Genomic DNA, 20064 nt, shown 5'->3' on the forward strand with positions numbered 1-20064 from the left:
TGAAGGACAGGCAGTTGTTCACCCGCACCGCCGTTCACGGATAGGACCCTTTGCTCATGGCTTTATATTTCGGAGACCTTCTCCCCTTCAGCTCGCTATTGCTTGAAGGGCTCTGGACAGCTCTGTACATCACGCTCGTGGCCATGGTGGCGGGAAGCGCACTCGGCGTCTTCCTGTACCTGGGGAAGGTCGGGCCCGGAAAAGCAGTCAGCATCTTCTGCACCTGCTACATCGAGGCCATCCGCAACACGCCTCTGCTGGTGCAGCTGTACCTGATCTACTTTGCCCTTCCCGCGCTGGGCATCAACCTCGAACCCATCTGGGCCGCCGTCATCGGCCTGACCCTCAACAACGCGGCCTACACTGCGGAAATCTACCGGGCCGGCTTCGAATCCGTGCCCCACGGCCTTCGCGAGGCGGGCAAGGCGCTGGGCATGAAGCCCGCCCAGATCGTGCGCTACATCGTCCTGCTGCCGGCCACGCGGAACGTTTTCCCCGCACTGACCAACCAGCTGATTCTGCTGTTCCTGGCTTCGTCGATTGGATCCATCATCTCGCTTCCTGAACTGACCAACGCGATCATGAGCGTCAGCAACACCACGTACCGGACCGTTGAGGTGCTCGCAGTGGGCGGGCTGCTCTACCTTGGTGTATCCGCCCTGCTGTCCCTGGCCTCGAAACGGGCCGAAACGACGCTGTTCCGGTGGGCGGTGGGCGCACGTGTTTAGGGCCTTTGATTGGCAGGACCTCATTCCGCTGGCCAAGGGGGCCTGGCTGACCATTCAGCTCTGCGCCATGTCCGGAATTCTCGGCATCATCTTCGGACTGATTCTTGGTATTGCCAGAACCTCCCCCAGCAGGATCGCGCGGTGGATCAGTACCATCTACATCAGCTGTGTACGCGGCATCCCGATTCTGGTCATCATCTTCTTCATCTTCTTCGGGATCCCGCTGCTGTTTCCCGGCCTGGAACTGGACAAGTTCGCCTCGGCAGTCATCGCGCTGACCTGCTTCGCCGCCGCCTATGTGGCAGAGATCGTGCGGGGCAGCATCGAGGCGGTGCCCCGGGGGCAAAGTGAAGCGGCAGACGCCCTCGGTCTGAACTACTGGGCGAAGCTCCGGTATGTGGTCATGCCGCAGGCCAGGAAGATCATGGTTCCGCCCGGCGTCGGCTTCATCATTGGCCTGGTGAAGGATTCCTCCCTGGTGACCGTGACCGGGCTGGTGGAACTGACCCACGCGGGCAACATCGTCACCAACCTCACCGGCGACCCCATCATGACGTTCCTGACCGTCGCCGCCATGTACTTCGTCATTTGCTACAGCATCTCCCTGCTGGGGCGCCTGTACGAGAAACGGACCGGCATCCAGGTGGACCCCCTCAAACTTCCCGAGCCCGCGAGCGTTTAGATCGGAATATGACTGTGATTTTTGTTGAGAATTTGAATAAGAAGTTCGGCGCCAACCATGTCCTCAAAGGCGTTGACTGCCACATCCGTGAGCGCGAGGTGGTGTGCGTGATTGGCCCCTCGGGTTCGGGCAAGAGCACGTTCCTGAGGTGCATGAACGGCCTGGAATCAATTACGTCCGGCAGCATCGTGATCAACAAGCACCGGTTGGACGATTCGAAAACGAATATCAACCTGGTCCGGCAGGAAGCGGGAATGGTCTTCCAGCATTTCAACCTGTTCCCGCACCTGAAGGTCATCGACAACGTCATGCTGGCCCCGCTGAAGGTGGCCAGGGTCAACAAGGATGAAGCCCGCGCCAAAGCCGAAATGCTGCTGGCAAAGGTGGGACTGGCCGAAAAAATGGAGGCCTTCCCCGGGAGCTTGTCCGGCGGTCAGATGCAGCGCGTGGCCATAGCCCGGGCGCTGGCCATGGGACCGAAGATCATGCTCTTTGACGAGCCGACTTCAGCACTCGACCCCGAAATTGTCGGCGAGGTGCTCACCGTCATGAAGGACCTGGCCAATGAGGGCATGACCATGGTGGTGGTCACCCACGAAATGGGCTTCGCCCGGGAAGTGGCCGACCGCGTGCTGTTTATGGACCAGGGACTGATCGTCGAGGAAGGCTCCCCCGATGAGATCTTCTCCTCGCCGCGGAACGCCAGAACCCAGGGGTTCCTGAGCAAGGTTCTGTAACCGGGGCAGGCAGTGAGCGGACGACGGCGGGAGGTCCCGCCGTCGTCCGCTTTGCGTTTGGTGCCGGACCCGGCTTGGCGCCGTACCCGACGTGGTGCCGTACCCGACGTGGTGCCGTACCCGACGTGGTCAGGCCGCCAGCGGCAGGTCGAAAAGCTGCTCGGCGAGCCGGATGAGGTGGCGGGGTGCGTCGGATTCGTCCCCGCGGCTTCCGTTCCCGAGGAACACCGCCGTCCCGTTGAGGGTGTCATCGAGATGGACGCCTGCTTCGCGGACGAGCACTTCGGCCCGTGCGTTCTGGGGCAGGCGGTTTCCCTCGTCGTTCAAGTAGACATGCCAGTCTCGGCTGGTGATGGATTCGATGTTTCCTGCAACCAGTTTCTGCAGTGCTGCCATGACCGTGTCCACCGTCTCGATGCGCACCGGTTCAGTGAGGTGCGCCGGGACGATCAGGGCGTTGTAGGTCGTGTTCATGGTCTTGTCCTTGTGACTGAAACGAATGGCGGGCAGCCGAACGCGGCTAGGAGTCTCGCATTCGGCCGCCCGCAGTTTATTAACGCTGGTTTTTGCGCGGCTTTACGAAAAGACTTTCACTGGTTTCGTTTTTAGCTCTTTTATCGGCTCTTTTTTCGAGAATTGACTTTCCCGCTTTTTTGGCACTGACGCTCTTGGGCGATTTTCCGGACAATGGAATCACACCTTTCTATTCTTTGTGTCTACCCGACACCTTACACACTTATATTTTTAATGCCAGTTTCCAGAAAAAAGCACGATAAACCCCTGCAAGTTAATCCCTGCTGAGAAATTGCACCCCGCACAAGTGCGCATCCGTCAGCCGGCAGGGTTTCGCAACGAGGCCTGCGCGGCACCCGCCAGCCGCCCCGCGCGGAGGGGCGAGTGGATTCGGATGCGGCCACCGTCTAGCGTGAGTTTCATGTCAGCGTCCGATGCAGCAGCCAAGTCCAGCAACAACCCATTGCTTGTTCTTGGAAAGATAACCTCGATCCTCGATGCGTTCTCCCTCTCAAGGCCGGTTTTGTCGCTGAGCGATATCCGCGAGCACACGGGGATGCCTACGTCGACGGTGCAGCGGCTGGTCACGAACCTGACCTCGCAGGGATTCCTTGACCGCGAGGAGGACGCCTACCGCATCGGAATGCGGATGGCTTTTTGGGCGGCCCCGGCAACCCGCGGTATGGAAGTTGTGGACATCCTGAGTCCGTTGCTCAAGACCTTGCGGAACACCACGGGCGAGACCACGTGTTTCTTTAAATCGGAGCAGCATAACCGCGTGTGCGTGGCCATGGCGGAAACCCGCCATGCGCTTCGCCGCGAGATGCACCTGGGCAAGGTTGCCCCGCTGTATGCAGGTTCGGCCGGCCGGGTCCTGCTGGCGTGGGATCCGGAGCTGATGGACGCCGTTCTGCACGATCCCCTGACGCCAATCACCGAATCCACCATCACCACCACCGAGGACCTGGTTGTTGCGGTAAAACAGACGCGCCGGGACGGGTTTGCGATCACCGTGGGCGAGCGTGAAGACGGCGCGTCCGGCCTTTCCGCCCCGGTCTTCGACTCTGCGGCCGGATTGGTGGGAGCCGTGACCATCAGCGGCCCCACGCTCCGGATGCCGCTGGATACCTGCCAGGAATGGGTGGAACCCCTGCTCAACACGGCGGAGCATATGACCAGGCTCATTGGCGGCCGCTTTCCCGGCGAGTCCTAAGCCCCTGCGGGAGACCAGGAGCTACAGCGCAGCAATCACCTTGCCGGCGGCCCGCATCGCGGCAGCATCGGTGGCGATGATGATCTGCGCGAAGTTCTCCGCATAGCTCCCCAGGTCGTCGGATACGGAACCGACCACAGCAATGACGGGGATCTGCCGGCCGGACTTCCGCACCCGTTCCAGGATTGCGGAGATGATTTTTCCTTCGCCGGTTTGGGAGTCCAGGCGACCCTCTCCCACCACGACGGCGTCAGCCGACGTCAGCAGCGCGTCGAACCCAGCGGCGTCGAGGACTGCGTCGGCCCCGGACACCAGCTCGGCCCTAAAGTGCGCCCATAGGCCGCCGGACAGGCCTCCCGCAGCGCCGGTCCGCGGCACGTCGGCCGGGTTGCGCGGATGGGAACCCGCAAGCAGGGCCAGGCGGGCTTCCAGCACTTTGACCGTCTCGGGATCCGCGCCCTTCTGGGGTCCGAAGACGCGTGCTGCGTCAAGGAAGCTGGTGGTGACGTCGGACAGGACAGTGATCCTTGCATCCCCAAGTCCGCCGTTTTCGGTGATGGCGCGGACGGCCCCCGCCCCGCCGTCGGTAGTGGCAGAACCGCCTGCCGCCACCAGGATGTGCGAGGCGCCTGCACCGGCAGCGGCCGAAATGAGCATGCCCGTGCCGTACGTGCTGTCCGACAATGCGTCGTCGGGGCTGTTCCGCGCTGCGGTCAGGCCGCTCGCCTGCGCAACCTCGACGACGGCGGTCCCGTCCGCTGCCATCCCGATGGTCGCCTGGAGGGACTCACCCCAGGAATTGACGACGTCGGCAGTCACCGGCGCGGTCCGCAGGCTCCGGCAGAGCGCGTCGAACGTGCCCTCCCCGCCGTCGGCGACGGGCAGTTGCGTGGCCGGGCGTCCGCCGTCGTGCACGCCCGCGGCGATGGCCGCCGCGACCTCGGCCGCCGTGTACGTCCCCTTGAAGCTGTCCGGGGCAACGAGGATCGTCATGCCCTGACGATGGTGTTGACGGCATGGAGCGGCGATCGGCCCTCGGCGATGGTGATGGCGTTGAGCGCGCTAATGCGGGCCATTTCACTCCGTACCCGGACGGTGGCACTGCCGACGTGCGGCAGCAGCACCGTGTTGGGCAGTTCCGCGAGCCCCGTCGCCAGGCGCGGTTCGTCCTCGAACACGTCCAGTCCGGCACCGGCAATCACGCCGTTGCGGAGAGCCTCCACCAGGGCCGCCTCATCCACCACCGGCCCGCGGGCGGTGTTGATCAGGATGGCATCCGGCTTCATCCGCTCCAGCACTCCGGCGTCAACGAGGTGCCGGGTCTGCTCATTCAAGGGCACGTGCAGGGACAGGAAGTCGCTGCGTTCCACGAGCTCGGTCCAGGGCACTTGCCGGACCTTTCCGGCGAACTCGCCGAGTTCCTCCTGGCTGACGGGACGGTCTCCGGGCGGCCGCGGCGCGAAGACCACGTCCATTCCGAAACCCAGCGCGCGCCGGGCGGTGGCGCGGGCGATCCGGCCGAATCCGGCCAGGCCCAGCACGGCGCCGGAGACGTCCCGTCCCAGCAGGAGCTCCGGTTCCCAGCCCAGGAACTTGCCGTCGCGGACCAGCCGGTCGGCCTCCACCACACGGCGGGCGGCGCCGAGGATGAGCAGCATGGCGATGTCCGCCGTCGCGTCGGTCAGGACACCGGGTGTATTGCCGACCAGGATGCCGTGCCGGGTGGCGGCGTCGACGTCGATGTTGTTGTACCCAACGGCGTAGTTGGAGACGCCCTTTACCCGGGCGTCAGCCAGCAGCGGCGCGTCGATGACGTCGCGCAGCTGGGTTAAAACGACGTCGTAGTCCCCCGAAGCGCACAGCGCAGCCAGAGTCCCGTAGTCCGGCGGCTCGGGCAGCACGGTGACCCGGCCGGCGTCGGACAGCAGTTGACGGCCCGGATCCGGGATCGCCGTGGTGACCAGGAAATGGTTCCCCATATTCAGTTGCCTCCCGTGGCGCTGTGCGCAGGGACGCTGTCGAAGGGCAGCACCCAGTTAAAGGCTTCGGCATTGGACCGGGCACCCTGGGCCGCCTTGGAACGGTTGGGTTCGCCCAGTTCGGCCAACAGCTTCTCGGACAAGACCACGAGGTCCGCGAACCTTTCCGTCGTCAGCCACTCCGGACGCGTGGCAAAAAGGATGTCTTCGCTGGAGGTGTTGCCGCTGGCACCCGGGGCGAACGGGCAGCCGCCGAGGCCGCCGAGGGCGCCGTCCACCATGGCTGCGCCGGCCTGGATGGCGGCGAGCGTGTTGGCCACTCCAAGCCCCCAGGTGTCGTGGCCGTGGTAGACGATCCTCCGCGCAGGCGACTCGTCGCGGACGCGGGCGATCAGCCCGGCTACCTGGGCCGGAATGGCCTGGCCCAGGGTGTCGCAGATGACGATGTCCGTGGTGCCCTCGGCCCGGGGATCGTTGGCGATGGACAGGATGCGCTCCTCCGGAACGTAGCCTTCGAACGGGCAGGTGAAGGACGTCGCAATGCATAGCTGGATCTGTCCATCGACTGCGCGGGCGTACTCCACCGCCTCGGGCAGGGCTGCCAGGCTCTCGTCCGTGGTGCGGCCGATGTTCGCCTTGTTGTGCGAATCCGATGCCGACAGACAGTACTGGAAGTTCCGCGCTCCGGCCGCTGAGGCCTTGGCCACGTGGCCCGGCGTGGCTACCCAGATCCAGCAATTTTCCAGCTCCTCCGGAGTGAGGGCCTGGACCACTTCCAGCGTGTTGGCCATGGTGGGGACCAGGTCCGCGCGGGCCATGGAGCCCAGCTCGATGGCCGGAACGCCCAGGCGCAGCAGCTCCCGCACCGTGTCGACTTTCCGCTCGGTGGAGAGCATCTTCCCGGTGAGCTGGAGCCCGTCCCGGAGGGTCACATCCCGAAGGATCGTGTTGCCGAGGGTGGCGGCGAGGCTGTGTTGGTGGTGGTTCATGGCTGGAGTGCCTCCTCGCGGCCGGCGGCCGCACTGATCTCCGCCGGGTCCATGTTGAGGAGCCCGCTGAGGATTTCGTTGGTGTTTTCGCCCAGGTCCGGTCCGAGGTTCCGGATGGGAAGCGACTGGTCGCCGATGACAGGGACGATGCCGGGGAACCCCACACCGGGCAGGATCTCGTCCCCGGTGGAAACATCGAACTTCTGGATCATGTTGCGGGCCGCGTACTGGCTGTCGCTGCTGATGTCGGCCGCAGTGTAGATGGGACCGGCCGGAACACCGGCGGCGTCCAGGGCTGCCAAGGCGTTGGCGGCATCCAGCTCCCCGGTCCAGACTCCGATGGCCTGGTCGAGTTCTTCACGCCGCTCCCAGCGTCCGGCGTTGGTCTGCAGCGACGGATCCTCGGCGAGATCGGGGCGTCCAATGGTGTCCATGTACCGCTGGTAGATGGAGTCTCCGTTGCCGGCAACCACGATGCTGGCGCCGTCCTTGCAGATGTACGCATTGGAAGGAGCGATCCCTTCCATCCGGCCGCCGACGCGCTGCCGGTCCACGCCGTACGCCTGGTAGTCCGGGATGAGGGATTCCATCATGGAGAACATCGCCTCGTTCAGCGCGACGTCGATGATCCGCTCGGTGAGCGGGACAGCTCCGGCCGCGTCCCGGCGTCGTGCTTCCCGTTGGTACAGGCTCATCATGGAGCCGAAGGCGGCGTAGAGGCCGGCGATCGAATCTCCGATGGAGACCCCTACCCGGACCGGCGGGCGGTCCGGATCTCCCACCAGGTTCCGGAACCCGCCGTAGGCTTCGGCGACGGCGGCGAAACCGGGCCGTTCGGACAGCGGGCCCGTCTGCCCGAAGGCGGAGATGCGGGTGATGATGAGGTCCGGGTTGGCTTCGTTGAGCACGTCCGGGCCGAGGCCCCACCGTTCGAGTGTTCCTGGCCGGAAGTTTTCCAGCAGGATGTCCGACTTGGCGACGAGCGCGAGCACGGCCTTTTTGCCTGCCTCGGTCCTGAGGTCCAGCACCACGGATTTCTTGTTGCGGTTGATTGTCCGGTACAGCATGGAGGTATCGCCCTTGTGCAGGCGCCAGTTGCGCAGCTCGTCCCCTGTTCCGGGGCGTTCAACCTTGATCACTTCGGCTCCGAAATCGGCGAGCAACCTGCCTGCGGTGGGAGCTGCAATGTAGTTTCCGAGCTCCAGGACGCGTACACCTTGCAGGGGCGCGATGCGTGTCTCTGTCATGTCATTCTTCTTTCGTTGGCGTGTGCCGGGCCGGACGGGTGGATCCGGTCAGAACAGCAGGCTCATGGGTAGGATCAGGAGCATGGCGACGACGGAGGCCACCGAGACCCCGACAGTGACGGATTTCAGGGCGCCCCTCACACTCTGCCCCAGCAGTGACTGCAGGAGCCAGAAGGTGTTGCTGGTGACGTGGACCATGAAGAGGGATCCGGCGCCGGCGGAAAGGGCCAGGAGCACGGGGTCCAGCCCGATGGCCGGAGCAATCGGGGCCAGCAGTCCGGCCGCGGTGATGGCGGACAGCGTGACGGAGCCGACGGCGATGTGCAGCACTGCGGCGATGGCCCAGACCACGAGCAGCGGGGCGACAGTGCTGGCCGAGAAGAAACCACCCAGGATGTCGCCGAGGCCCGCTGCGGCGACGGTTGCGGCGAGGGACCCGCCGACGCCGGTGAGGATCAGGATCTGTCCGCTTTCCTTGAAGCCCACGGTGATGGCTTGTTCGACGCGTTCCTGGCCGATGGCGGAGCGGGTGACGAGGCAGGTGCCGATCAGTCCGATGAGCAGGGCAATGACGGGCTCGCCGAGAAGCTGGAGCCAGGGCATGTCGATGTTCAGGATCTGCAGAATCGCGCCGGCGCCGATGAGGAGCAGCGATGTCAGGAGCGGGGCGAACAGCAGGATCAGCGGTGCCTGCTTCCGTTCCCGTTCGGCCACCGTGATGATTCCCCTGCCCGGCTGGGCGCCCGCTGCGCCGGTACCCTGCCCGCTGCCCCCAGGCTGGCCGGCTGCAGGCTGGCGGGTGCCGCCGTCGTACTCTTCCTCCCCCTCGCGGTCCTCCTCCTCGACGAAGGTGTGGTCCTCGTCCTTGGCTTCGTTCCAGAAGCCGCGGCGGAAGAGGAAGGTCATGATGGCGATGGAAATGATGATGGTGGGGACCACCAGGAGGAGCCCGAACAGCAGCATTTTGCCCAGGGGCACGTTCAGGAGGCCGGCCAGGGCGAGGGATGCGACGCCGGGAACCGTGAAGACGATGCCGCATTCGAGGGCGATGGCCATGGCGGTGGCCATCCGGGCGGTGCCGAGCTTGCCGATCTTCGGTGCCAGCTTGCGGGCCAGGGGCGCCGAAATGACCAGCAGCACGTCCAGGAAGATCGACTGGAGGACCGTTCCGATGGCCAGGCCCATGGTGTAGGGCAGGCGCTTGGGGCCGAACGTGTCCAGCAGGTGCTCCACGAGGCGGCGGATGGCGCCGCTCTGGTTGAGGATGGATCCCATCAGCACGCCGAAGGCGATGAGCAGGCCCACGTCCACCATGATTTCACCGAAACCGGACGTGATGGTCTTGACGGTCTTTTCGACGCCGAAACCGGCGGCGAGGCCCAGGTACACCGACCCGATGACCAGGGCAATAACGGGGTTGACTCTGAAACGGACAATCAGGACCACGGCGGCAAGGACCGCCACGGCCGTATTGATCAGGACAGCTATGTCTGACATGGGGGGAATCCGATCGTTGGGCCTTCCGCGTTGAAGGCTTGGGAACAGATGTGCACCGTGAGGAGGGCCACATCGCTAAACCCATATTATGGGATGCGACTCACAATGCAAGGCATTTTCAGAATTTAGTTGGCGGATGACGTCGGTCTGGCTGGTCTACAGGAGTGGCGTGGCGCAGCCGGAGCGGTCGCCAGTTCGCACCGTTACTGGCACACTGAGCCAATGAATGACGCGCTCCCACCGTCCCGCAGGCCCGGCATCCGCGCTGCGATGTTTGTTGATTTCGACAACGTCTTCACCGGCCTGCAGGCACTGGACCCGCTGGCGGCGAAGCGCTTTGCCGAAGACCCGAAGCACTGGGCGGACGCGTTGTCAGCAGGCGGTTCCGGCGAGGACGCCCGCAGGTTCCTGATCCGCAACTGCTACCTGAATCCGGTGGTGTACTCGAAGTACCGGACGTACTGGACCCGCGCCGGTTTCCGGGTGATCGACTGCCCGTCTCTGACGCAGCGGGGCAAGAGCAGCACGGACATCAATCTGGTGCTTGACGCCATGGACGCGCTGTCCGGCAACGTGGGCATCGAAGAGTTCTTCATCGCCTCGGCCGATGCCGACTTCACGTCCCTGATCCAACGGTTCCGGGCCGCTGACCGGATGACCACAGTCATCGCAGCCGGCGCCGTGGCCTTCGCGTACCGGGAGATGGCAGACCATGTGGTGGAATCCCACGATTTCGTCGCCATCCTCAACGGCTCAACGGTGGAGCCAGTTCATGCCGCGGCGCCCGGGAAACAGCAGCAGGCGGCGAAGACGAAAACCAAGTTCGCCTCGCCCGCGATCCGTGAGGTCCTCGAGTTCGTCCGCACCGCTCCGGGACCGGTGGTCGGCGCGATGGTGGCCCACCGGGCACTCACGGCAGAGCCATCCCTGAAGACGGACTGGGGCGGCTGGGGAAAGTTTGGGACGTGGGTGTCCCAGATCGGCCAGGGCGTCGAATACTCCCCGGCACAAGGCGGCTGGGTCTGGGACGCGAAGCGGTTCTCGAGCGAGGACCTCCCGGCGCCCGCGGACCTCCAGCCGGGCATCGAGGAACAGGTCAGCCGGGTGACGGACGTGCCGGCACTTTCCGCAGCCCAGTTCCGGCAGATGTTCCAGGCCATGGAAGCCAGGCTCCGCGAGCATCCGCTCAACCGCACCGAACTGTCCCGGATGGTGCGGGATGACTGCGTCAACGCGGGCCAGCCGGTCTCCCGCAACGCCGTGAGCTTTGTCCTTCAAGGGCTGGCCTACGTTAATTTCCCGCTCACTGACGAAGCGACCGCGGAAGGCCTCGCGGCAGCCTGGACCGCGAACGTCGAGGAACTCTGCCGGGTGGCACTGCTGGAGTTCGACGCCGGCGAGAAGCTCGCCGTCCGGCGCTGGGCCAGCGGCGGCCTACTGGACGCCTGACGCAGGTGAAGCGAACGACGGCGGGACCTCCCGCCGGCGTCCGCTCCCCTGGTCCTGTTGCGGCGCTGTCCGAGAACGAGCCCCACAAAGTGCGTCGCAGCGACGCGCTGTCACTCCGGCAGTAGAACGCGGACTTGGTTCCTGATGTCCTGCAGGAGGTCGTCGACAGTGCTGGCGATGTTGATCGTGGCCGCCATGCTGAGGAACATGATCGCGGAGACGGTGCGTGCCCGCGTCACCGCGCCGCGTGCGTTGATGCGCTTGTCACGCCGCAACACAGCAGTGATCGCCTCCTCCGTCTGCGCTGTCAGGGCGAGGGCGTCGCGGTGGTGCGGTTCCTCTGGGTCGCCGAACACGATCTCCCGCAGGTACGTTCGCCCATTGTCGATTTGGATGCGGTTGCATTCCACGACCGGGCGGACGATCGCCATCACAGCATCGAGGACGTCGGGCGTACGCTCGGCTACCGCCCTGCCTCGTTCGAGCGCATCGACATAGCTGGAGTTCTGCACAAGCAGGAGGAGTTCGCCCTTGGACTTGGCGTAGAGGAACAGTGTTCCGGCGCCGACGTCGGCCTTGTCGGCGATCTGCTGGGTGGTGACCTCGTCGATGCCGTGCTCGGCGAAGAGCTCTCGGGCGGCGGCGGTGATGCGTTCGAGCTTCTGCAGCTTGTTCCGCTCGCGCCGACCGACCGTCTGGGGTGTGCCGGGCATAACGTGTCCTTCCGGAAACAGAATCTGACCATACTCAGTTATGAGCCAAGTCACTACCGTGTGGGCTCGGATGTGCCTTCGCTCATTCTCCCACGACGACTCGAAACTCCAGATGGCTACGCCTGGTAGTGCGGGAGGACTTTGCCTTCTTTCACGTAGGTCAGCGCTTCGGCCACCTCGTAGGCGTGGACGGCGGAAGCGAAGGCCGGCAGCCTGTCCGCCAGCGCTCTGATTTCATCGCTGTCGAAGAAGGCCGCTCGTGCGGATCCGCCTGTGAAGCCGAGGATCAGCGAGGCGTGGAGCCGCGTGTCGGAGGGGTTGTCGTGTGCGACGTTGGGTGTATCCCAGAGCTTCTGGTTCCACGGCATGAACACCTGGCTTCGCAGCTCCCTCAGCACGCCTGTATTGGCGAGAGCGGGCACGAGTTCGTCGGCGATGTACTTCCGGAACGGGCCGGTGCCGACGCCTTCTCTTCTCCTGAGGTAGACCAAGGCGCGAGCTCCCGTTCCCTCGCCGGGCCGGGCGACGTCATACCAGCGGGCCGATCTTGGCGGCCCGGCATAGAGCAGAGAGCGCCGGAACACGTTCTCTTCGTCTTTGTACGCGAGCCTGGCCTGTTTCCGGCCCCGTAAGGGCGAGAGCGCGGAGGCGAACGTGACCTCTGCAACCCCATCGATCCTCCGGTCGGCGGGAATGGCCGTCTCGACACCGCGGATGGCGGGCCACAGCCCTGGATTCGTCTCGGCGAGGTGGACCTGCCGGTACTCGTCGAACCCCGGGGTCGCGGAGATGATCTTGGAGTGGGGGCCTTTCCAGTAGTCCATCCCGTGCTGGCGGGGCCGGTCGGTGCGCATCCACAACAGGATCGATGACGCGAACAGCTTCTTCGTGTGCTGGATCGCGGCCGTCACTGCCCGTCCTTTGGGTGACTTCGGATGCCGGTCGGCCGGTCGAGGAACTCGACGGCGATGGGGGCGAACTTGTCGCTGAACTGGAAGATGCCGCCGTGGCCGGAGTCGGGGTATATGATCAGCTCGGATCCCTTGATGCTGCGGTGCAGGTCTTCGGAGAGCACGGAGGGGACCATCCGGTCGTTGTCGCCGTTGGCGATCAGGGTGGGCTGGGTGATCTTCGACAGGTCTGCGGGCGCCGAGCGACCCCACTTCCTGATGGCCCTAAGCTGCGCCTGGAACGCCTTCACCGTGATCGGCTCGTCGCGGTCCACTGTGCGCTCCTTGAGACGGCCGACGAACGCACGGGCGGCGCGCTTGCCGGCGGCGTCGCGGTTGAAGAACAGGAACTCCTTCGGGTCCGACCTGGTCAGGGCTGCCCGCACCATGTCGCAGTACGTGGTTCCTGCGACCTTGTCGATGCCCCTACCGCCGGCGGGGCCGGTGCCGGTGAGAATGAGCTTCCGGACGAGCTCAGGGTGCTTGGCCACGAGGGCCTGGGCGATCATGCCGCCGAGCGAGAAAGTGAAGACGTCGACCTTGGCGAACCCGAGCGCCCCAATGAAGGACACGGCATCATCGGCCATCGCCTCGATGCTGTCAGGAACACTGCCAGTGGAGGCTCCGACGCCACGGTTATCAAAGGTGATGACGTGGTGCTGCTTGGCGATGGGGTCGATGATGCGCGGATCCCAGTTATCCAGGGTGGCGGCGAGGTGGACGAAGAAGACCACCGGGACCCCGCCCTTCGGTCCCAGCTCGCGGTAGGCGTAGGTGACGCCCCCGACGGTGATGGTGCGAGTCGGCGCGTCCTGTTGGGACGTGATAACGCCGTCTTGTGTGTGATTGCTCGTGCCCATGTTCTCCTCCTGGTAGTGGTTTGTGGATCTCGTAAAGAGCCAACCTGAATACACTCAATTATGAGCATACTCATAATTGCTGTCAAGAGAGTCGTCGTGCGGCGGAATGGATGTTCGAACGGCCCGGTCTTAGCATTGGGCGTATGAAGGTCGGTAAGGTCCATGGGCACTCAGGGCGGAATCAACAATGACCGGTGACAGGGATCGGGATGCCTCACAGCGTCCGCGGCAGGCCCGGCCACGCGACGCTCTGGGGCGGCCGCTGCCATACGGAAGCGCGGGTGTCGAGCCGGTGTCTGAGGAGCCGCTGCCGCCGGCGGAGACTTTGGTGTCGGCCCGAAGCCTGGTGGATGCTGGCCGGCCCTTCGCCGCCCACGAGGTACTTGAAGCCCGCTGGAAAGCTGGGCCGGCCGAAGAACGAAACCTTTGGCAGGGTCTCGCCCAGATCTGTGTCGCGCTCACTCACGCCGCCCGGGGAAACAGCCTTGGCGCGCTCAGGCTCTTCGAACGCGGTGCCGCCCGGCTGGAGGAGTACGGATCCGGCCAAGGGCCGACGTACGGCCTTGAGTTGTCCGCCGTCGTGCGTTGTGCACGTGATCGGATACGCACCGGCCCCTGAGCCGGTGTAACAACGCGCAACGGACGACGGCGGGACCTCCCGCCGTCGTCCGCTTCCGTTTGTCCGGGGTCGGCGGGGTTACTGCCGGCGGTCAGGGGGTGCCCACGACCGTCGACTGTCACTAAACTGGGACGCATGACCGAGCACGAACCGGCCCCGGCCGGCGTCGCAGCGGCTGCAGATCTGGCCGATTCCGACGCCATCGACACGTCCTTACGCACTTCGGCACAGCGGTCCCGCACCTTCGCCGGGATCCTGGTGAACACCGCCCTGGCCAACATCACCACCAGCTACCTGTGGTTCGCCCTGACGTTCTGGGTGTACCTGGAGACGCGAAACGTGATCGCCACCGGCGTGATCGGCGGCGCGTACATGCTGCTGATCGCCGTTTCCAGCATCAGCTTCGGCACCTTCGTGGACCGCTACCGCAAGCTGGCCGTGATGCGCTTCGCCGCCGGCTTCACCCTGCTGATGTTTGTGCTGTCCGGGGTCATGTTCCTGCTGACACCCGCCGCCAGCATGCTGGACCTGACCCAGCCATGGTTCTGGATCTTCGCCGTGATCATCTTGGTCGGCGCGGTGGTGGAGAACATGCGCAACCTCGCCCTCTCCACCGTTGTCACCATCCTCATCGATCCGGACCGGCGGGCCAACGCCAACGGCCTGGTGGGCATGGTGCAAGGGCTGGCATTTATCGTCACCTCCGTGCTCTCGGGGCTGTCGGTGGGGCTGCTGGGCATGGGCTGGACGGTGGTAGTCGCCATCGTGCTTACGGCCCTGGCCTTCGTGCACCTGCTCATGCTGCGCATGCCCGAGGAAGTGCGGGTGGCCGTCACGGACGCCCACGGCGCGTTCGACCTGCGCGGTTCGCTCGCCGCAGTGCTGGCCATTGCCGGGCTGTTCGCCCTGATCCTGTTCTCCACGTTCAACAACTTCATCGGCGGCGTCTACATGGCGTTGATGGACCCCTACGGCCTGGAGATGTTCCCCGTGGAACTGTGGGGAACCGTCTTCGCAGTCGGCGCCACCGGGTTCATCCTGGGTGGCGCGGTGATCGGCAAGTTCGGGCTCGGGTCCAACCCGTTGCGCACCATGCTTATCGCAGTAGTCGTGATGGGGATCCTCGGTGCGGTGTTCACGGTGCGTGAATGGGCATGGCTGTACATCGCCGGCATCTGGCTGTACATGCTCCTGATCCCGTTCGTGGAGGCCGCCGAACAGACGGTCATCCAGCGCGTGGTGCCCCTGCCGCGGCAAGGCCGGGTGTTCGGATTCGCCATGGCGTTCGAGTCCGCGGCAGCGCCGATCACCGCTTTCCTCATCGCGCCGATCGCCCAGGTCTGGATCATCCCGTACGCGCGGTCCACGGACGGCGCTGCCCAGCTGGCTCCGCTGCTGGGCGAGGGCGTCTCCCGCGGCATCGCCCTGGTGTTCCTGGTGGCCGGGATCATCATGATCGTGGCCGCGCTGCTGGCCTTCCTGACCCCGGTCTACCGCCGGATCTCGGCGTCGTATGCGCAGGCGGCCGCAGAAGCGCCGGAGACGGCCGCATCGCCCGCGACGGACGAGTAAGGACGCACCCGCGGTGAAGCGCACGACGACGGGACCTCCCGCCGTCGTCCGCTTGCCTAGGTGGCGGCTTCCGCCTCCGCCAGCCTGATCATGCGGAGCTCGCCGGCCACCGCGCGGGACGGCCAATAGTCATTCGCCAGTTCCCTTGCCCGGCTTTGATCAGCCGCCGGGAACGCCTTGCCGAGCAGCTCCGTCGCGTATAGCAGGCCCACTAGCGCCGTCGTCCTGGGATCGGACGGCGCACCGCCGAGTGCCGGCTGGATTTTCTGCAGGAGCGCCGCCTCCGGGGCGTGGTCCTTCTCCGGGTACCGCGTGGTCCTGAACAGGCCAAGGTGCCTTTCGCCGACGTGTTCCACGATGCCCAGCGAGGCCATGCCCTCATAGACACGGTGCAGTTCGGCACGGCTCTCCAGCATGGAAACGCACTTCTTGGGAGTATGCAACCCCGGCTTGTCCCGGATGATTTCCAGCTGGTGCTGGAAGTCCGTTTGCGGGGTGGCGCCGGTTGCTACGACGTGCTTTCCCTGCAGCTCGATGGCGCCCAGCAGATCCAGCTCAGCGAGGATGGCCCCCGCCAGACCGGCCTTGAGGACGGCCTGCGGCACGTCAGGTTCGCCGTCGTTGTCATTCGTTGCCAGAAGGAGGAATGCCTGGGGAAGACTGAGCTCCACGGCCTCCGGTTTTTCAGCGTTCATACGATCATGGTGGCGCAGTTGACCCGCCACCACAACGATGATCTAAAACCGGAAACCCAAACTACTGGCCGCAAACAGAATTGCAGAGTACATTTGATGCAATCAGCCTTGCAGAGTGATCTGCGTTACAGAACGGGTCCGGATGTGAACACCAGCACGGTCGATTTTGAAGCCAACGCCGCAGGCGCCAACAGCGGGAATGTCACCCATGCCTGGCTCGGTGACGCTCTTCCGGACGTTCCGCTGTCCAAAGCCCAGAGCCGCGTGGTCGATGTGATCGGCCGCAATCCGCAGCTCTCCTCGTACGCGGACATCGCCGAGATCGCCCAGCGCGCCGACGTCAACAACTCCACGGTGGTCCGCGCAGCCCAGCATCTGGGGTACCGGGGCTGGCCTGATCTCCAGCGGGAACTGCGCTCCCGGTACCTCGTGATGATCTCCACCGAGGACACCCTGACTGAGCACGGCGAACACCGCAGTCCCCTGCACGACGCGCTCAACCACGACATTGAGAACCTGCGCCTGACGCTGGACTCAAACACGGCCGACGACGCCGAGGCCGCCATTGCGGCGATGGCCGCCGCCAAGTCCATCACCGTCGTCGGGCTTGGCTCGTTCGCCGGTCCCGCCAGCGTGATGGCTCATCTGGGTTCGACGATGGGCTACCCCATCACCCTGGAGAACCGCGGCGGCGTCCACCTCGCATCCAGCACCAACACCCTCGGTGTTGGGGATGTCCTGGTGGTGATCAACATGTGGCGCTCAATCCGGCAGATCATTGTCACCGCCGAAGTCGCCAAGCAGGCAGGCGCCACAGTTATTGCCATCAGCGACATGCGCCGCGGCCGCCTCGCAGCTGCGGCCGACCACCTCCTGGTGGTGGCCTCGGAAGGAATCTCCTTCTTCCAGTCCGTCACCGCAGCAAACTCCCTGGTCTACGGCCTGCTCGCGGGAATGGAGGCGGCGCATCCCGAACGGAGCCGCGCCGCCATCCGCCGCACCCAGCAGCTGTGGAAAGACCTCGACATCTACCTCGACTGACCTCTGCCCCCATACCTCCCCCCAGCCCGCAGACATATTCAGGAGCATTCATGAACAGCCAGATCAACCGCCGCGTGGCCGTCATAGGCCTCGGCGCCATGGGCGGAGCGATGGCTGCCACCCTCCACCGCGCCGGCTGGGACGTCACCGGGTTCGATCCGTCCGAGGCTGCCCGGACCGCCGCCTCCGAAGCAGGAATCGCCATTACCGCCAACCTCGAAGACGTCGCCGGAACCCCCTACGCGGTCCTGTCCCTGCCGGCCGCCAGCATCGTGGAAGCCACTGTCCCCCAGCTCCTGGCCGCTCCGGGAACCGTCGCGGTCATCGACACCACCACCTCCGAACCGGCCACCAGCAAGCGGATGGCCTCCCTCGCCGAGGCCCAAGGGGTAGCCTTCGTGGACGCACCGGTCTCCGGCGGCCGCGACGGTGCAGCCACGGGATCCCTGAGCGCCTTCGTCGGCGCAACCGACGCCGCCCTGGCCGCGGCCGAGCCCGTCCTGCTCGCCCTCACCGGCGGCAAGTACAGCCACATCGGCGGCCCCGGCAGCGGCAACGTGGTGAAGCTCCTGAACAACGTCCTTGCGGCAGCCAACCTGGTCTCCGTCGGTGAGGCCCTCGGCGTCGCCAAGGCCTACGGCATCGATCCCGCCAAGGCCGCGGCCAGCATCAGCGAAGCCTCCGGCGGAAGCAAAGTCTCTGCCAACATGTACCCCAACTGGGTGCTCAGCGGAACCCACGATTCAGGCTTCTCCCTGGGCCTCATGGCCCGCGACGCCGCCCTCGCCGTGGACGTCGCCGCCCAGATCGGTGAAAATCCGGCCCTGCTTGCCGCCGTGGCCAGCCAGTGGCAGGACGCCCTCGCTGTGCTCGGACCCCGCGCGGACTTCACCGAAATCGCGAGGACCGTCGCCCCCGCCATCACGCCCGCCGGCGCCCCCAGCACCACACCCCTCGGCTAATCCGGCCAACCGCGGCGCCTAATCCCCCAGCCCAAAGGAACACCATTTTGAGCCTCACCACAGCACCCACCGCCTCCTCGGCAGCCACCGCCCGGGCCGTCCTGGACGCAGCCTTCCCGGCCGGCCTCGGCGCCTTCCTCGACGGCCGGACCGTCACGGGCAGCGGCGAGAGCATCACGCTCACCGCGGCGGCCACCGGGGAACCCTTTGCCACTTACGCGGACCCCGGCGCCGAGGGCGCCAACGCCATCCTGGAAAGCTCGACGGCGGGTGCGGCCGTTTGGGGCGCGCTGAACGGCTTCGAACGGGCGGCCATCCTCCGCAACGTCAGCCGCGTTGTGGAAGCGCACGGCGAGGAACTCGCCATCCTCGAGTCCGCCACCACGGGCAAGCCCATCCGTGACGCCCGCGTCGAAGCCGCCAAGGTGGCCGAAATGTTCGGCTACTACGCCGGCTGGGCGGACAAGCTGACCGGGCAGACCATTCCCGTTCCCGGGCCGTGGCACACCTACACCGAGCGCGTGCCCTGGGGCGTCGTCGTGGCCATCACGCCTTGGAACGCTCCCCTGTTCACGGCCGGCTGGAATTCCGCCGCCCCACTGGCCGCCGGCAACGCCGTGATCATCAAGCCCAGCGAATTCACCCCGGCCTCCTCCGTCCGGCTCGCGCAGCTAGCCCACGAAGCGGGGCTCCCGGCGGGCGTGTTCAACGTCGCCGCGGGACTGGGCCAGACCGTGGGAGCCACCCTCACCACCGACCGGCGCGTCGGCAAAATCAGCTTCATCGGCTCCGTCCCCACCGGGCGCCGCGTGGCCGTCGCGGCCGCGCAGGCCGGGATCCCGGTCCTGCTGGAGCTCGGCGGGAAGAGCGCCAACATCGTGTTCGCCGACGCCGACCTGGACCGTGCCGCCGACGGCGCCATCTCGGCGATCTTCTCCGGCGCCGGCCAGTCGTGCGTCGCCGGGTCACGGCTTCTGGTGGAGCGCAGCGTCCACGCGCAGTTCGTCGAGATGGTCGCCGCGAAGGCCGCGCGGCTGCGCGTCGGCGATCCGCTCAGCGCGGACACCGAGGTGGGCCCCATCATCACCGCCCAGCAGTTCGCCACCGTCAACACCCTCATCGAGGCGGGAATGCACGACGGCGGACGCCGGGTCACGGGGGCGGCGCTCCCGGAGGCGCTGGCCGGGTCCGCCCTGGCCGGCGGGCACTGGGTCATGCCCACCCTGCTCGACGGGGTCACGCCCGCGAACCGCCTGGAAACCACAGAGGTTTTCGGACCGGTGGTGGGAGCGGACGCGTTCGACACCGAGGCGGAGGCCATTGCCCGGGCCAACAACACCAACTTCGGCCTGGCCGGTGCCGTGTGGACATCCGATGTTTCCCGGGCCCACCACATTGCCCGCGAGGTGAAGGCGGGCACGTTCTGGATCAACTCCTACAAGACCATCCACGTGGCAGTCCCGTTCGGCGGCTTCGGCGATTCCGGCCACGGCCGTTCCTCCGGCCCCGGCGTCCTGGACGAGTACACCCAGACCAAGGCCATCTGGGTGCCCACCCGCGCGGCAGGCTCCCCCTTCCCGTCGCTGTCCTACTAGCGCGTCCTCCTCATGCGTCCAAC

General features: G+C 65.7%; 20 protein-coding genes. 10 read left to right on the top strand and 10 right to left on the bottom strand.

Annotated elements, in window-relative coordinates; all coding sequences use genetic code 11:
- The first annotated feature begins 56 nt into the window (after window positions 1-56).
- From AC3IT0_RS19410 to AC3IT0_RS19420, 3 genes are read left to right on the top strand one after another with little or no spacing between them, the layout of a single operon-like run.
- Complete coding sequence (locus AC3IT0_RS19410; RefSeq protein WP_489321286.1) at window positions 57-728, top strand: amino acid ABC transporter permease; 672 nt, start codon at window positions 57-59, stop codon at window positions 726-728.
- A complete protein-coding gene (locus tag AC3IT0_RS19415) occupies window positions 721-1410 on the top strand; it encodes an amino acid ABC transporter permease (protein ID WP_058931152.1) in 690 nt (229 codons plus the stop codon). Before AC3IT0_RS19410 ends, AC3IT0_RS19415 begins: the two co-directional genes overlap by 8 nt.
- Before the next feature lie 8 nt (window positions 1411-1418).
- Window positions 1419-2147, top strand: coding sequence for an amino acid ABC transporter ATP-binding protein (locus tag AC3IT0_RS19420; RefSeq protein WP_489321287.1), 729 nt, complete (start codon window positions 1419-1421; stop codon window positions 2145-2147).
- 129 nt (window positions 2148-2276) lie between these two features.
- On the opposite strand, the gene AC3IT0_RS19425 is transcribed toward AC3IT0_RS19420, so the two are convergent.
- The gene (locus AC3IT0_RS19425; protein ID WP_489321288.1) at window positions 2277-2621 is read right to left on the bottom strand and encodes a DUF3846 domain-containing protein; all 345 of its coding nucleotides are present in this window, start codon (window positions 2619-2621) and stop codon (window positions 2277-2279) included.
- Between the two features lie 460 nt (window positions 2622-3081).
- Between AC3IT0_RS19425 and AC3IT0_RS19430 the strand changes: the two genes are divergently transcribed.
- The gene (locus AC3IT0_RS19430) at window positions 3082-3873 is read left to right on the top strand and encodes an IclR family transcriptional regulator (protein ID WP_489321289.1); all 792 of its coding nucleotides are present in this window, start codon (window positions 3082-3084) and stop codon (window positions 3871-3873) included.
- Between the two features lie 21 nt (window positions 3874-3894).
- Here the strand turns inward: AC3IT0_RS19430 and AC3IT0_RS19435 are convergent, their stop codons facing one another.
- The 5 genes from AC3IT0_RS19435 to AC3IT0_RS19455 are packed head-to-tail and all read right to left on the bottom strand — an operon-like array spanning window position 3895 to window position 9585.
- Window positions 3895-4866 carry a glycerate kinase gene (locus tag AC3IT0_RS19435; RefSeq protein ID WP_489321290.1) on the bottom strand — a complete coding sequence of 324 codons (972 nt, stop codon included), beginning with the start codon at window positions 4864-4866 and terminating at the stop codon, window positions 3895-3897.
- Window positions 4863-5852, bottom strand: a complete 990-nt coding sequence (locus AC3IT0_RS19440; protein WP_489321291.1) for a 2-hydroxyacid dehydrogenase — start codon at window positions 5850-5852, stop codon at window positions 4863-4865. The genes AC3IT0_RS19435 and AC3IT0_RS19440 overlap by 4 nt, the downstream gene beginning before the upstream one ends.
- A gap of 2 nt (window positions 5853-5854) precedes the next feature.
- A complete protein-coding gene (locus tag AC3IT0_RS19445) occupies window positions 5855-6841 on the bottom strand; it encodes a beta/alpha barrel domain-containing protein (RefSeq protein WP_489321292.1) in 987 nt (328 codons plus the stop codon).
- The gene (locus AC3IT0_RS19450; RefSeq protein ID WP_489321293.1) at window positions 6838-8088 is read right to left on the bottom strand and encodes a CaiB/BaiF CoA transferase family protein; all 1251 of its coding nucleotides are present in this window, start codon (window positions 8086-8088) and stop codon (window positions 6838-6840) included. The genes AC3IT0_RS19445 and AC3IT0_RS19450 overlap by 4 nt, the downstream gene beginning before the upstream one ends.
- Before the next feature lie 48 nt (window positions 8089-8136).
- Window positions 8137-9585, bottom strand: coding sequence for a GntP family permease (locus tag AC3IT0_RS19455; RefSeq protein WP_489321294.1), 1449 nt, complete (start codon window positions 9583-9585; stop codon window positions 8137-8139).
- A 222-nt stretch (window positions 9586-9807) separates the two neighbouring features.
- Here AC3IT0_RS19455 and AC3IT0_RS19460 point away from each other — a divergent pair, with 222 nt between their 5' ends.
- A complete protein-coding gene (locus AC3IT0_RS19460) occupies window positions 9808-11034 on the top strand; it encodes an NYN domain-containing protein (RefSeq protein WP_489321295.1) in 1227 nt (408 codons plus the stop codon).
- 110 nt (window positions 11035-11144) lie between these two features.
- Here the strand turns inward: AC3IT0_RS19460 and AC3IT0_RS19465 are convergent, their stop codons facing one another.
- The 3 genes from AC3IT0_RS19465 to AC3IT0_RS19475 form a co-directional block, all read right to left on the bottom strand.
- The gene (locus AC3IT0_RS19465) at window positions 11145-11747 is read right to left on the bottom strand and encodes a TetR/AcrR family transcriptional regulator (RefSeq protein WP_489321296.1); all 603 of its coding nucleotides are present in this window, start codon (window positions 11745-11747) and stop codon (window positions 11145-11147) included.
- A 116-nt stretch (window positions 11748-11863) separates the two neighbouring features.
- The gene (locus tag AC3IT0_RS19470) at window positions 11864-12658 is read right to left on the bottom strand and encodes a strictosidine synthase (protein WP_489321297.1); all 795 of its coding nucleotides are present in this window, start codon (window positions 12656-12658) and stop codon (window positions 11864-11866) included.
- The gene (locus tag AC3IT0_RS19475; RefSeq protein ID WP_489321298.1) at window positions 12655-13557 is read right to left on the bottom strand and encodes an alpha/beta fold hydrolase; all 903 of its coding nucleotides are present in this window, start codon (window positions 13555-13557) and stop codon (window positions 12655-12657) included. The genes AC3IT0_RS19470 and AC3IT0_RS19475 overlap by 4 nt, the downstream gene beginning before the upstream one ends.
- A gap of 187 nt (window positions 13558-13744) precedes the next feature.
- Here AC3IT0_RS19475 and AC3IT0_RS19480 point away from each other — a divergent pair, with 187 nt between their 5' ends.
- Window positions 13745-14176, top strand: coding sequence for a DUF309 domain-containing protein (locus AC3IT0_RS19480; RefSeq protein WP_489321299.1), 432 nt, complete (start codon window positions 13745-13747; stop codon window positions 14174-14176).
- Between the two features lie 135 nt (window positions 14177-14311).
- A complete protein-coding gene (locus AC3IT0_RS19485) occupies window positions 14312-15748 on the top strand; it encodes an MFS transporter (protein ID WP_489321300.1) in 1437 nt (478 codons plus the stop codon).
- A 56-nt stretch (window positions 15749-15804) separates the two neighbouring features.
- On the opposite strand, the gene AC3IT0_RS19490 is transcribed toward AC3IT0_RS19485, so the two are convergent.
- A complete protein-coding gene (locus tag AC3IT0_RS19490; protein ID WP_489321301.1) occupies window positions 15805-16443 on the bottom strand; it encodes a GOLPH3/VPS74 family protein in 639 nt (212 codons plus the stop codon).
- Window positions 16444-16587: 144 nt separating this feature from the next.
- On the opposite strand from AC3IT0_RS19490, the gene AC3IT0_RS19495 reads away from it, so the two are divergent.
- From AC3IT0_RS19495 to AC3IT0_RS19505, 3 genes are read left to right on the top strand one after another with little or no spacing between them, the layout of a single operon-like run.
- The gene (locus tag AC3IT0_RS19495; RefSeq protein ID WP_489321302.1) at window positions 16588-17484 is read left to right on the top strand and encodes a MurR/RpiR family transcriptional regulator; all 897 of its coding nucleotides are present in this window, start codon (window positions 16588-16590) and stop codon (window positions 17482-17484) included.
- Window positions 17485-17534: 50 nt separating this feature from the next.
- Window positions 17535-18446 carry an NAD(P)-dependent oxidoreductase gene (locus tag AC3IT0_RS19500; protein ID WP_489321303.1) on the top strand — a complete coding sequence of 304 codons (912 nt, stop codon included), beginning with the start codon at window positions 17535-17537 and terminating at the stop codon, window positions 18444-18446.
- A gap of 47 nt (window positions 18447-18493) precedes the next feature.
- Window positions 18494-20041: an aldehyde dehydrogenase family protein gene (locus tag AC3IT0_RS19505; RefSeq protein ID WP_489321304.1), complete on the top strand. Its 1548-nt coding sequence runs from the start codon at window positions 18494-18496 to the stop codon at window positions 20039-20041.
- Window positions 20042-20064 lie beyond the last annotated feature (23 nt).

Source organism: Pseudarthrobacter sp. KH_020_B, from assembly GCF_057840185.1.

What these genes read in the sequence shown, in the direction of transcription:
- AC3IT0_RS19485 (WP_489321300.1), top strand. Translation starts at nt 14,312, where the DNA reads ATGACCGAGCACGAACCGGCCCCGGCCGGCGTCGCAGCGGCTGCAGAT.
- AC3IT0_RS19425 (WP_489321288.1), bottom strand. Translation starts at nt 2,621, where the DNA reads ATGAACACGACCTACAACGCCCTGATCGTCCCGGCGCACCTCACTGAA.
- AC3IT0_RS19430 (WP_489321289.1), top strand. Translation starts at nt 3,082, where the DNA reads ATGTCAGCGTCCGATGCAGCAGCCAAGTCCAGCAACAACCCATTGCTT.
- AC3IT0_RS19410 (WP_489321286.1), top strand. Translation starts at nt 57, where the DNA reads ATGGCTTTATATTTCGGAGACCTTCTCCCCTTCAGCTCGCTATTGCTT.
- AC3IT0_RS19440 (WP_489321291.1), bottom strand. Translation starts at nt 5,852, where the DNA reads ATGGGGAACCATTTCCTGGTCACCACGGCGATCCCGGATCCGGGCCGT.
- AC3IT0_RS19475 (WP_489321298.1), bottom strand. Translation starts at nt 13,557, where the DNA reads ATGGGCACGAGCAATCACACACAAGACGGCGTTATCACGTCCCAACAG.
- AC3IT0_RS19420 (WP_489321287.1), top strand. Translation starts at nt 1,419, where the DNA reads ATGACTGTGATTTTTGTTGAGAATTTGAATAAGAAGTTCGGCGCCAAC.
- AC3IT0_RS19500 (WP_489321303.1), top strand. Translation starts at nt 17,535, where the DNA reads ATGAACAGCCAGATCAACCGCCGCGTGGCCGTCATAGGCCTCGGCGCC.
- AC3IT0_RS19455 (WP_489321294.1), bottom strand. Translation starts at nt 9,585, where the DNA reads ATGTCAGACATAGCTGTCCTGATCAATACGGCCGTGGCGGTCCTTGCC.
- AC3IT0_RS19465 (WP_489321296.1), bottom strand. Translation starts at nt 11,747, where the DNA reads ATGCCCGGCACACCCCAGACGGTCGGTCGGCGCGAGCGGAACAAGCTG.
- AC3IT0_RS19480 (WP_489321299.1), top strand. Translation starts at nt 13,745, where the DNA reads ATGACCGGTGACAGGGATCGGGATGCCTCACAGCGTCCGCGGCAGGCC.
- AC3IT0_RS19460 (WP_489321295.1), top strand. Translation starts at nt 9,808, where the DNA reads ATGAATGACGCGCTCCCACCGTCCCGCAGGCCCGGCATCCGCGCTGCG.
- AC3IT0_RS19435 (WP_489321290.1), bottom strand. Translation starts at nt 4,866, where the DNA reads ATGACGATCCTCGTTGCCCCGGACAGCTTCAAGGGGACGTACACGGCG.
- AC3IT0_RS19445 (WP_489321292.1), bottom strand. Translation starts at nt 6,841, where the DNA reads ATGAACCACCACCAACACAGCCTCGCCGCCACCCTCGGCAACACGATC.
- AC3IT0_RS19450 (WP_489321293.1), bottom strand. Translation starts at nt 8,088, where the DNA reads ATGACAGAGACACGCATCGCGCCCCTGCAAGGTGTACGCGTCCTGGAG.
- AC3IT0_RS19490 (WP_489321301.1), bottom strand. Translation starts at nt 16,443, where the DNA reads ATGAACGCTGAAAAACCGGAGGCCGTGGAGCTCAGTCTTCCCCAGGCA.